Annotated in this window: 9 protein-coding genes; 6 read left to right on the top strand and 3 right to left on the bottom strand. The window is 53.3% G+C overall.

What is annotated here, in order from left to right; genetic code table 11:
* Positions 1–573, top strand: a complete 573-nt coding sequence (locus Poly59_RS10840; protein WP_246151543.1) for a methyltransferase family protein — start codon at positions 1–3, stop codon at positions 571–573.
* On the opposite strand, the gene Poly59_RS10845 is transcribed toward Poly59_RS10840, so the two are convergent.
* Genes Poly59_RS10845 through Poly59_RS10855 form a run of 3 tightly spaced genes read right to left on the bottom strand, consistent with a single transcriptional unit; the run spans position 570 to position 6,023 of the window.
* Complete coding sequence (locus Poly59_RS10845) at positions 570–3,740, bottom strand: efflux RND transporter permease subunit (RefSeq protein ID WP_146534062.1); 3,171 nt, start codon at positions 3,738–3,740, stop codon at positions 570–572. The two genes, Poly59_RS10840 and Poly59_RS10845, sit on opposite strands and share 4 nt — an antisense overlap.
* Before the next feature lie 8 nt (positions 3,741–3,748).
* Entirely contained in the window at positions 3,749–4,714 is a 966-nt protein-coding gene (locus Poly59_RS10850; RefSeq protein ID WP_146534063.1) for an efflux RND transporter periplasmic adaptor subunit, read from the bottom strand.
* Entirely contained in the window at positions 4,704–6,023 is a 1,320-nt protein-coding gene (locus Poly59_RS10855) for a TolC family protein (RefSeq protein WP_146534064.1), read from the bottom strand. Before Poly59_RS10855 ends, Poly59_RS10850 begins: the two co-directional genes overlap by 11 nt.
* A gap of 116 nt (positions 6,024–6,139) precedes the next feature.
* Here Poly59_RS10855 and Poly59_RS29380 point away from each other — a divergent pair, with 116 nt between their 5' ends.
* From Poly59_RS29380 to Poly59_RS10875, 5 genes are all read left to right on the top strand, one after another.
* Positions 6,140–6,346, top strand: coding sequence for a hypothetical protein (locus tag Poly59_RS29380; protein ID WP_186776165.1), 207 nt, complete (start codon positions 6,140–6,142; stop codon positions 6,344–6,346).
* 736 nt (positions 6,347–7,082) lie between these two features.
* On the top strand, positions 7,083–8,360 hold the full coding sequence (locus Poly59_RS10860; protein ID WP_246151545.1) for a TolC family protein: 1,278 nt from the start codon (positions 7,083–7,085) through the stop codon (positions 8,358–8,360).
* 355 nt (positions 8,361–8,715) lie between these two features.
* Positions 8,716–11,106, top strand: coding sequence for a heavy metal translocating P-type ATPase (locus Poly59_RS10865; RefSeq protein WP_146534066.1), 2,391 nt, complete (start codon positions 8,716–8,718; stop codon positions 11,104–11,106).
* A 120-nt stretch (positions 11,107–11,226) separates the two neighbouring features.
* Positions 11,227–11,505: a metal-sensitive transcriptional regulator gene (locus Poly59_RS10870; RefSeq protein WP_009104476.1), complete on the top strand. Its 279-nt coding sequence runs from the start codon at positions 11,227–11,229 to the stop codon at positions 11,503–11,505.
* 12 nt (positions 11,506–11,517) lie between these two features.
* The gene (locus Poly59_RS10875) at positions 11,518–12,549 is read left to right on the top strand and encodes a potassium channel family protein (RefSeq protein ID WP_246151546.1); all 1,032 of its coding nucleotides are present in this window, start codon (positions 11,518–11,520) and stop codon (positions 12,547–12,549) included.
* Positions 12,550–12,642 lie beyond the last annotated feature (93 nt).

Consider the following 12,642-nt stretch of genomic DNA (forward strand, 5'->3'; position numbering starts at 1 on the left):
TTGAGATTAGCTATCGCCTACCTTACCGGTGCATTGCTGCTTCTAGTAATCGCGATGCTCGCATACTCGATCATGCGACCGTCAAGACGTTTGTGGCCGCCGCGAGGACAGCAAACTTGGCAGTACTATTTTGCTTGGCTACTTACGCTTCTCTCGTTTGGCGGCTTCATTGCCGTAGGCCTACTCGATTGGAATAGTCTTGGTTGGCCTGCCATCGTACGTTGGCCGATCGGCTTAGCACTAATCGTTGGAGGAAACGTCCTCGCATGGGTTGGTGTTAGTCAGATAAGCATGAAAACAACTTCGGGCAGCAAGGGACCGCTGGTAACCGATGGACTCTATCAATACGGTCGCAACCCACAATACCTTGGTGACATTGCAATCATCGTCGGGTGGGCGATTCTCTCCTCATCGTTATGGGCAATGCCTTTGTGCGTCGGTGGAATCATTGCGTTTGTTCTAACGCCCTTTGCCGAGGAAACATGGCTGGAAGAACTTCACGGGGCCGACTATCGGGAGTATTGCAGTCGAGTCAGTCGGTTCTTCGGACGCCGCTCTTTGCCGGGCAATTAGTTCAGTGATTCCGATTCCTGATGATGGAAGGTGGCGTAGAGCGTTGGCAGCAACAGAAGTGTGAGAATTGTTGCCGAGATAATCCCTCCAATCACGACTGTTGCCAAGGGTCGCTGAACTTCGGCTCCCGTACCCGTCGCAAGCGCCATTGGTATGAAACCAATAGCGTCAGTGACAGCGGTCATCAGTACAGGCCGCAGTCGCGTTACCGCTCCCTCGACAACCGCTTCGGCAGTTTCCTTCCCATCTGCAAGCAACTGCCGAATAAAGCTGACCATCACAACTCCATTAAGTACGGCTACACCAGAAAGTGCGATGAATCCCACGCCAGCGGAAATCGAAAACGGAATTCCTCGCAATGCCAGAAACGCAACGCCGCCTGTCAAAGCAAACGGCACACCTGAGAAGATCAGCAAGGCGTCTCGCACGGAACCGAATGTGGAAAACAGAATAATGAATATCAGCAGTAACGAAACCGGGACCACGATCATTAAGCGATTTGTCGCTCTCTCCAGATTTTCAAATTGACCGCCCCAGCGGTACCAATAACCGGATGGAAATTCGACCTTTTGTTCAATCACATCCGATGCCTCGGCAACAAACGAACCCATGTCACGCCCCCGCACGTTGGCCTGTACCACAATTCGACGTTTAGCATTCTCCCGACTGACCTGATTTTGCCCCTCAACGATCGAAACATCTGCTAACTGATTGAGGGCCACAACGCGGGCTTCATACGCCGGATTGTGGACATCGTCTTCGGATGTAGAGTTGGCGTCGCCCGGAAGCGGGATGGGCAATTGTTCGATCATACGCAAGTCTTCGCGTAACGACTCGGGCAATCTCAGCACGATGTCGAATCGTTTATCGCCCTCAAAAACTTGGCCAACCGTCCGGCCGCCAATGGCCATCGACACGATCTCCTGCACGTCGGCAATATCTAGTCCGAAACGGGCCAGTTTTTCACGTTTGAAGTCAATCCGTAGCGTCGGTAGTCCGCTGACTTGTTCCACTTTAACATCGCTCGCTCCTTCGATCTTGTTCAGCAGGCCGCTGACTTCGTTGGCCTTGGCAAGCATGACATCCATATCATCGCCGAAGATTTTGAAAGCAACATCGCTTCGGACGCCAGAAATCAATTCGTTGAACCGCAACTCGATGGGTTGCGAAATCTCGTAGGCGTTTCCCGGAATCTTCTCGATGGCTTCTTCGACCTCGGCAATCAATTCAGCCTTCGATTTGCTCGGATCGGGCCACTGACTCTTCTGTTTCACGATGACATAGCCATCGGCTATGTTCGGTGGCATCGGATCGGTAGCGACCTCCGCAGTTCCGATGCGAGCAAAAACGGTTTCTACCTCCGGGAACTCCAGAAGTCGCTTTTCGATACGCTTCTGCATTTCGATCGACTGACTAAGGGATGTGGCGGGAATTCGTAGCGATTGAATCGCAAAATCCTGTTCGTCTAGCGATGGCACAAACTCACTTCCTAGCCCCGCAGCGATCCATCCCGAAAGCAATAGCATGGCAACCGCGACTCCAATGAATGCCTTTTTGAATCGGAGTGACGCGAGCAACGCACGCCGATACCAATGTTTCGAGAACGACATGATTCTCCCATCGCCCTCGTTGACTTTGCCCGTCAGGAATAGCGCAGCCATTGCGGGAATGAACGTGAAGGAAAGGAAAAGTGAACCAAGAAGTGCGAGAAGGACAACTTTCGCCATTGGCACGAACATCTTTCCTTCGATGCCGGTCAGCGTGAGAATCGGGAGATAGACGATCATGATGATCCCAACACCGGAAAGTACGGGCGGGGCGACTTCGCGAGCTGCTTCAAATGTCTCCTTCAAGCGTTCCGAACGATTCAGTATTCGACCAAGCGACTGTTGCTTCTCAGAAAAACGGCGGATGATGTTTTCCGCCATGACGACGGAGCCGTCGATGATGATTCCGAAGTCAATGGCTCCCAGACTCAGCAGGTTTCCGCTTATCTTGTTGCTAACCATGCCAGTGACTGCAAACAGCATCGACAACGGAATCGACAATGCGACGAACAACGCGACTTTGAAATTGCCAAGAATCGCGAACAGCACAGCAATGACGAGAATTGCACCTTCCATCAAATTGTTTTGGATCGTCTCGATTGTCGCATCGACTAGCCGCGTCCGGTTGTAGACCGTTTTTGCATGAACGCCAGGAGGTAGCGTTCGGTTGACTTGCTGCATAGCTTGATCAACAGCCTTCGCAACTGTTCGGCTATTCTCACCCACCAGCATCATGGCCGTACCGACGACCGATTCTTCTCCGTTAAGCGTCGCGGCTCCTGTTCGCAGTTCCTTCCCGAATTCCACTCCAGCGACATCTCTTATTAAGATCGGAGTGCCGTCTCTCGTTACGACAGGAATCTTGCCGATCTGTTCGAGCGTCGATACAAGCCCGCTCATCTTGACGATGTATTGCTCACCACGATGTTCAATGTATCCCCCGCCTGCAAATGCGTTATTCCGTTCCAAAGCGTCCGCTACGTCCTGCAACGTCAAGCCAAGGGACAGCAAGCGTGCCGGGTGCGGCGTGACGTGGTATTGCTTGGAAAAACCACCGATGGAGTTGACTTCGGCTACACCGGATACGGTCAACAGTTGCGGTCGGATGATCCAGTCCTGAATGGTTCTCAGGTCAGTGGGGGAATAGGCTGTTCCGTCTGGTTTTCTTGCGTCGGGTTCCGCTTCAACCGCCCACATGTAAATTTCGCCGAGTCCGGTACTGATGGGACTCATTGATGGTTCTGCCAGCCCTCTTGGTAGCGAGTCTTTTGCCGTCTGCAAACGTTCACTGACCAATTGGCGAGCGAGATACAGGTTCGTGTCGTCGTCAAAGACGACAGTGACCTGCGACAACCCGTATCTGGAAATGGAGCGGAGCTCTTCCAAATGAGGCAGTCCGCTCATCGAAACTTCGATAGGGAAAGTGACTCGCTTTTCGATCTCGATTGGCGACAGTGCCGGAACCGAAGTATTGATTTGCACCTGAACGTTGGTGATATCAGGGACAGCATCAATGGGAAGCTGTGTGAAGTTGTAGGCTCCAAGAGCTGCAACAAAGACAGATGCAAGCACGACGAGAATGCGATGCTTGATTGAAAATCGAATGATTGCTGTTAGCACAGTGCCTCTTAGTGGCTATGTTCAGCAGAAGATTTTCCCATCTCCGCCTTGAGTAAAAACGTATTCCCTGCGGCGACAACTTCGTCCGCCTTCAGTCCGTCAATGACTTCAACCCATCGTCCGTCAGAACGACCAAGCTTGAGGTGTCGAACCTCGAATCCTTGGTCACCATCTGGCGCTTCGCTCTGGACAAATACCGATGGCTTGTTTTCGATAAGCAGCACTGAAGTATCGGGAATCGCTAGTGGCACGTTCTTCTCTGACAAAACGACCTCGACCATAACGAACATGCCCGCTGGCCATTCAAGGTTCTTGTTCGGCAACTCTAAACGCGCATGGCCCGACCTCGTAGATTCCGACAGTGTCGGGCGAACGTAGGTGATTTGGGTTTCAAGTCGCGCATCCGTTGATTGAGAGATGGCGGTCGCAGGTGTTCCCATCTTAACTGACTTCAGCATCATGGGCGGAACGGAGATGTTGGCCCAGGTTGTTTCGAGATTCGCCAACTTGAAAAGCACTTTATCGGTGGAAACGAATTCACCCTTGGTCGCATCTTGATCAATAATCACGCCGTCAATCTCAGCCTTGACTTGGTAGTTGCTGAGGCTTTCGTTGCTCTGTACCGTTGCCAACACATCGCCGGCTCGTACAGTGTCACCCAGCATCTTGGACACTCCTTTAATCGTGCCGGAGAAGCGAGGGACGACGTGGACGAGGGTATTGCCGTTGATTACTGTCTCGCCGTAAAAACTTTGCCTCACTCCAATCACCGCTGGCCCGACGCCGACGAATTCGATTCCTTCACCTTTCGCCTTGTCCCACAAAAACTCAAGAAATTCAGTTTCTTCATCGCTGCGTTCGTTTTCGGTCGCGTGATCAGAACCTGCTTCGGCCACGACGTTTCCTCCAAAGGCCACGGCACAGCAGAGCAAGAACGCAAGCTTCTGCGTGATAATCGTAATTCTATTGAGCATTACACTTCCCCTGATCTAGTTGAGTAATTCGTTCCATAAGTGTGCCGTTGAGTCGTTGGATATCCACTTGGTTGCGTATCGCCGAAAGCGTCACAGCGATAAGACGCTCACGACGTCCGAGATAGGTAGTCTGTGCATCGATATAGTCGAGATAGCTAATTCGACCGAGCTGATAGGCTTCGGTTGCCGACTTAAGAACTCTCTCTGTTTGTGGAAGGACGTTTTTCTGAAGAACGTTGCGCTCCCGAAGGAAAAAACGCAGGCGATCTCGACGAGATTCAAGCTCTGCATTGACTGTGGATTGGGTGTTCGCAACATCAAACTCACTTGCCTTCAATTGCTCTTCAGCTCCAACTGATGCGAATTGATTTCGGTCAAAGAGAGGTAAAGGAACCGAGACCTCTGAAACAAAAGCATGGTCATCAGTGGCGTCGAATCGTCGGTATCTAGCTGAAACAGTGACGTCGGGTACAGCCAATGCACGCTGCATGTCGGCGAATTGTTCTGCTGCATAGCGGTTGGCCTTTGCAAAGGCAATCTGTGGAATCTCTCGCGCATCCGTGCGTAAAAGCTCCGCCTCTGGATCATCAAGCCTTAGTTCCTGAGCCGCAATTTCCAGGTGTGGTCGATTGCTGCCCCATAACGACGCAAGAACGCGTTTGGCAACCTGAAACTCCTGTAAGCGTTGGTCTCGAACAACTACAGCGGTTTGCAGGGAAACTTCCGCTTTCTCAACCTCAAGCCTCAACGCTCCGCCGTGCGAAGATTTGCGTTCAATGAGTTGACGAGCTTCTCTGCGAATTGCGACCTCCTTTTTAGAAAGGTTCACTCGACTTTTTGCGGCAACCACTTCCGCGTAAGCCACGCGAGCGTTTGCGAGAAGCTCAGCAGTGGCTATGCCTCGTTGAAGCTCAAAAGCGTCGGCATTGGCTTCTGCGAACGAAGTACGTGCCTGCCGCTTTCCTCCCGTTTCGATGCGTTGAGACACACCACCGGTGTATTCCAAATCGTTTTCTGTTCGGCCTCCGCCAAAGTTCTCAGCCTCAAATGTGATAACAGGATTGGGCAGCAAAGCGGCCTGCTGAGTTTGGGCGCGTAGCGAACGAAGCGTAGCCGACTGACTTTTTAGCCGGGCGTTGTGTGTCAGCACTCGCTTCCTCACCTGTGCGAAACATGCAATCGCGTCTGATGAGTTCTCAGTAAGTAAAAGTCTGTTGTTGGATGAAAGATCCTGGGCCTGAGTCGAATTGACGAGGGTCAACGCAAACAATCCAGACGCCAGCAACCCTAATATCGGATACGGTTTCATTAGCTGATTCACAATCGAGTGTAGTCAATAACCGGGACACGCAGGTCCCAAGCATGAGAGCGATGTCTTTGACTGAATCAGATAAGAATGACAGTTGTTCTTTGGACGCGCCAAGAATGAGACGTCGCGTAATCTGGTGGCATCAGCGATCGAATGGATCGGATGGAATTTGGCAATGGTTGCTCGCAATGCCAGACGGTGGCAAACGCGACGGGCTGGAATTCGACCCCGTCGATGGACTGGTACTGAACCGCGAGAGTTGCTTCACGATCTGCACATGGACAAGATTCACATTCGCAGATTGCATGCCCGTGTGTGAATGAAGCGGTCTGCCACTCATCCGCATGAGCATCGTGATCGCCGCAAAGCAAATGCGACGAGGCTACCGTGAGGACGATAAACGCTGAAGCAATTGCCAGAAGGCGATGTAGGATTCGGTGGGCCATTGTTTTCAGCATCTAGCACCCTCGGTCGCGTGGTGGCAAGAACTTTTTTCACTTCTTGGAACGAGACGCCGATTTAGCGACGAGGAAGGCTTTGAGTATTAACTTCCGCAACGCGAGAAGTGCATACCGCTTTCCGCAAAGCCGCCGCATTCTATCATCACAATTATTTCCTAGCCGAGTTGATTCTTGGTGATTGTCGTTAGCCATGCTGAGTCCGCTTCAGGGAAAGAGTATCCGCAGTTGCGTGTCAGGGATTTTGACGACGGCTGTTGACTTGTGGGAGCATCGATCGGATTGTGTCGAGTGTCGTGGAAGGCCAGTACGGAAGTAGCAAGTCGCCAAATGGAGTTGGCTAATGGATGGGTGCAGATACATTACAACACTCGCAGTAACATTGCTTTTGGCTTGCTGTTTGACGGGTTGTAGCACGCCTCGGAATGGTCGCGTTGCCAAAACTGACATTCGACCATCGTTGGAAGCTCGGGACGAGTTCGCATCGCGGGAGTCGAAGAATGAGGACGATAGCTCCAATCCGTCTGTTTCCGACGACATCGATGATAAGAACTCTTCTGAAGAGGAGGATGAATCGGCACAAGCGTTGGAGAGCACTGACGTGACTTCCGAATTGTTGGAGCAAGTAAAGCCAGAGTTGGTAGACGCAGTCCGCATTGATACGCCCACCGATTTACAAAGCTTGATCGAGAAGGCGCTGGCCTTGCATCCAGAGATCATGGCCGCTCGACAACGCGTTGCTGCACTGCAAAATCGCATCCCTCAAGCTACGGCTTTGGCTGATCCAGTATTCGGAAACACGTTCCATCCCATCCACGATCAGGCCGTGCAGACTGCGGCGGGCCGTATCGGCCATCAACTCGCACTCAGCCAGAATATTCCTTGGCCGGAAAAACTGGACGCTCGTGGAGCGGTCGCCGCGAGGGACGTGCAAGTTGCTCGTGCCGAGGTAGCCAGGGCCGAACGAGATGTCGTCGAATCCGTTCGCGTCGCCTACTACGAGCTGTGGTTGGCAGGTCGCATGATTCAAATTGTGGACGAGAACCGGGAACTAGTCGATGATCTGATTGACGTGGCCGAAGCTCGTTACAAAACAGGTGGCAGCCAGCAGGATGTTATCCGAGCTCAGTTGGAGCAAGACCGACTGGAAGATCGACTCATCGCATTGCGGCGATCGAAGGACCAGTCGCGGGCTGATCTCGGAGTTCTCGTGCGACAGCCCGTCGATCTCACGCCGACCGCGATGACTGAGTTGGATGTCAGTCAAGTAATGCCTGACCTGCATTTACTAGTCGCTCAGGCTGAGCAGTGCAATCCTAAGCTCCAGGGACTCGCTGCTGAAATTCAACGCGACGCCGCCAAACAACGATTGGCATATCTGCAAAATTATCCAGACTTCCAGTTGGGTGTCGGCTATTCGATTGTTAGTAATGACAGCAGCGTCATTAGCCCGGTTGCTGATGGACACGATGCAATCAGTTTCTCTGTCGCTGTTACGTTGCCGATCTGGCGTGACAAGATCAACGGTGGAATCAATGAAACGATTCATCAGCGCAATAGCTCGATTAACCGTCGTGAGGCCGAGCGGGATCGACTACGCGGACTTCTTCGGCGACAAGTTGCGGCGGCACAAGCCGCAAACGAACAGCTTGATCTCTTCACCGAACGAGTCATCCCGAGAACCGAAAAGGCGCTCCAAATTGCATTCGTCGAGTACGTAGGTGACAAGACGGAGTACTCCGATGTGATTGATCTCTACCGTGAACTACTTTCTCACGAGATTCAGGTAGCGCGCACGCGAGCCGTTCTCGCCAGCACGCTAGCTCAGATCGAACGAGCGGTCGGCTGTTCCACAGATGGCGTTCAAGTACCTCAGTAATTTTGAGACCGAGTACAATGCCTGAACGCTTCGGCACGTTAGTTGCGTCGTTGGTCTTTTCCGTTTGTTAGATCGCCGGCAGAATTCGTGCTCAATATATTTGTGGGCATTCTCGATCATAATGATCGTGGCATCAATCATTGCCCCGCAGCCCTTCAGCAGTGGAAGCGTTTCTTCAGCCCGCGCCGACACTGACTACCAGCGTCGCTGTTTCCACCATTCGTCAATTTGCCTTTTGACCCGCGAGCCTCCTGTGACATTGTCGTCGAGGCCCCCTTTAGGAATTTGGAATGCAACTTGCATACCTCTATGGGGTATACTGTAGGCTGACAAACTGACCATGAAGGAATGAACGATGAACACTACTTCCATCTCTGCCATTGATCCGGTCTGCGGAATGACCGTTGATCCAGGCAATTCGCGTCGTAGCGAGCACGAAGGGAAGTCCTATTTCTTTTGCAGTGCAGTTTGTCAAACGAAATTTGAGGCCGATCCCGCTGGCACGTTGGCATCGAGAGCAGAGAAAGATGCAGCGAAGAAACCCACTGCGATGAAGGAATCATCTTGCTGTTGCAGCGGAAAATATGGTGGATCGTCGACCAAGGCGAGCGATCCCCTGGCAGACCCGGATGCTATTTACACATGCCCGATGCACCCTGAAATCGAGCAGGTTGGGCCTGGCGATTGCCCCATTTGCGGGATGGACTTAGAGCCGAAGGTCGTCGCGTTGACTGATGAGGGTGAGGACAAACAGTATTCCGACATGAAACGTCGCTTTTGGGTGGGCGTTGCGTTGTCAGTGCCATTGCTCATCATCGCGATGGGGCCGATGGTGGGATTGCGGGTAGCTGATTGGATGAGCCAGATGGTGTTTGGTTGGTTGCAGTTGGCCCTGGCGACGCCGGTCGTGTTTTGGTGCGGATGGCCATTGTTGGTTCGCGGAGCCAAGTCGTTTCGCACGATGAACTTGAATATGTTCTCGTTGATCGCGGTGGGAACGTTAGCGGCCTATCTGTTCAGTTTGGTCGTCGTGTTGCTTCCCGGTGTGATCCCAGAGGCGTTCTTCGAGAACGGTGTTCCACCTCTCTACTTTGAAGCCGCGGCAGTGATCATCACCTTGGTGCTGCTTGGGCAAGTGTTGGAACTGCGAGCACGACAGCAGACGGGCGGAGCGATTCGCGAACTCATGAAGCTTGCCCCCGATACGGCACACCGAATCACAGACGATGGCGAAGAAGACGTCTCGCTCGATTCGGTCCACAAGGGCGATCGGCTGCGAGTTCGTCCTGGTGAGAAAGTTCCGGTCGATGGGAATGTTCTCAGCGGTTCGAGCAGCGTCGACGAGTCGATGTTGACGGGCGAGCCGATGCCGGTGAAGAAAGTGGAAGGTGACGAAATCACGGGCGGGACATTGAACCAGACCGGTGCGCTCGTCATGGAAGCCGTCGGTGTTGGCGGCGACACGGTTCTGAACCGCATCGTGCAGATGGTCGCGGACGCACAGCGGAGTCGTGCTCCGATTCAGAAACTGGTCGATGTGGTGGCTCGTTACTTTGTGCCGGCGGTGATCGTTTGTTCGATTGCGGCGTTCATCGGCTGGGCGGTGTTTGGTCCGGAGCCGCAACTGGCTCATGCGTTCGTAGCGGCCGTTGCCGTGTTGATCATTGCTTGCCCGTGTGCGTTGGGGCTGGCAACACCCATGTCGGTGATGGTGGGCGTTGGCCGCGGTGCCAAGGAAGGCGTATTGATTAAGAACGCGGAAGTCCTAGAAGTCATGGAGAAGGTTGACACGATCGTCGTCGACAAGACCGGCACACTGACCCAGGGACGACCGGAAGTGACGGGCGTCGAGACGTTTGGTGACTGGAATGAGAACGATTTGTTGACGTTGGCTGCGGCGGTCGAAGCGCAGAGCGAGCATCCGTTGGCACAGGCGGTCGTTCGCCGAGCGAAGGCGGACGAACTGCAGCTTGTGGAGGCAAGTGAATTTAACAGTATCACCGGTGGTGGCGTTCGCGCTCGCGTCGATGATCATGATGTGTTGATTGGCAAAGCTGACTTGTTGGATGAACAAGGCATCGAGGGCGTCGATGCGGGGCGAGACAAAGCGGGATCGCATCAGGCAGAAGGTGCGACGGTTGTGTTCGTGGCGATCGACAATAAGCTGGCAGCAATTCTCGCGATCACTGACCCAATCAAGGAGAGCACGCCGGCAGCGCTAATGACATTGCATGACCTGGGATTGAAAGTCGTGATGTTGACCGGTGATGCCGAGCCGACTGCGAAAGCCGTGGCGACAAAGCTGGGCATCGACGAGTTTCATGCTGGTGTTTCGCCCGAGGAAAAGCATGACTTCGTTCGTGAGCTGAAGAAGCAAGGCAAGACAGTTGCGATGTGTGGCGATGGGATCAACGACGCTCCGGCACTCGCCGAAGCGAACGTTGGCATCGCCATGGGCACCGGGACAGGCGTTGCGATTGAGTCCGCTGGCGTCACGCTCGTCGGTGGCGATCTGCGCGGTGTGGCTGCGGCGGCGAACTTGAGCCGCAAAACGATGAGCAACATTCGTCAGAATCTGTTCTTCGCATTCATTTACAATGCATTGGGAATCCCGGTCGCTGCTGGGTTGCTGTATCCGATCTTCGGCGTGTTGCTCAGCCCCATGATTGCAGCGGCAGCGATGAGTTTCAGCAGCGTGTCCGTGATCGCGAATGCGTTGAGATTGCGTGCCGCTAAACTCGCCTAATCTGTGGCAAAGCAGGCTTTCGCTTCTAAAGGAGCCAATCAATACCCATCTAACGACTATCGACCTATCACGCTAAAATCGGAATTCTTGCAAAGCCAACCTATCCAAAAGTCTCCACGAATGCTCTCAGACGACGAGAAAAAGAAGCTCAACAACCGACTTCGACGAGTCATCGGGCAAGTCGAAGCGGTTGGTCGTATGATCGAGGATGAGGAATACTGCGTCGATATCCTGATGCAGTTGTCCGCCGCGACGGGAGCACTCAATAAAGTCGGCCAAATTGTCTTGGAGCAGCACATCCGCACGTGCGTCAGCGAGGCGATCAAGAGTGGCAGTGCCAAGGAACGTGACGAGAAGATCGAAGAGCTGATGACGGTCTTTCGTAAGTACGGCGAGTGAAAAATTAACGTGATGAACTGGTTCTTGACTGCTGGCGGGTTTCTGATGACTTGCCTTGGCGTCTGGGAAACCTTCATGGCAGTTCTGCATCCTCGTGCGACGGTTGGCCCGATCACGAAAGGCATCAATCGTGGCTTTCACTTTTTAGTCCGAACGCGAATGTTCGCTCATCCGCGAGTTTTGGTTTACTGCGGACCGGCGTTGATCGTGACGCAAGTGTTGTGTTGGGCGACGTTGCTGTTGATTGGCATCAGCCTGGTCGTGTGGCCTCAACTCGGCACGGGCATTACGGCTACCGGATCGACACCGACGGATACTGGTTTTGCGAGCGCGGTGTACTACGCTGGCTTCACGATCACCACATTGGGTGTGGGCGACTTGGTGCCGCGAACGCCAGCGATGCAGTTCTTGACAATCACCGCTGCCGGCTTGGGGTTCAGCTTCTTTACGCTCGTGTTGGCTTATGTCATTTCGGTCTATTCAACACTCGCCCGACGCAACCAGTTTGCCAACGAAATTGAGTATCGCACCGGACGAACGGGCGACAGCCTTAGCTATTTGCGAGCGTATCTGACCGAGAGCGATCCTTCGTTGGTCAACCAAGACCTATACACGATGTCGTCGAACATAGCGGACTTGTTGGAGTCGCATCATTTCTATCCTGTCCTGCATTACTTTCGATTTAGCGAACCGCGTTATGCGATGAGCCGAATGCTGCGATTCTGTTTGGAGGTTTCTTCAATGATGCGAGCGGCGCAGCAGGTCGATACTGCCAGGCCCGCCGCCAGTGCCGAGGCTGTCGATCGGCTTTGGCACGCTAGCATGCAGATGCTGGAGGAGACCAAACGGCATTTCGTGATCTGTCACTCGACGCATGACGTTCCCGACCCACGGTTGGCGATCGAGATTTCGCGGTCGATCGGCGACTCTGACGACTTATCGGACCAGCTAAAATCCGCCTTTGTCGATCAGCAATCCGAGTGGCTTCACGACCTGAACGCGCTTGCTGTTTGCACCAGAAGCGAACCCCGAAAAGAATCCTGAAATCTTTATCGAAGTCGTGAAGAAACGTCGGGGCCGTGCATCCAAAGAGCATCAAAGAAGAGATTCCCTCAGTGGGAGTCCTTTGAAAGCTCT

The sequence above is a fragment of the Rubripirellula reticaptiva genome (assembly GCF_007860175.1).
GTDB lineage: Bacteria > Planctomycetota > Planctomycetia > Pirellulales > Pirellulaceae > Rubripirellula > Rubripirellula reticaptiva.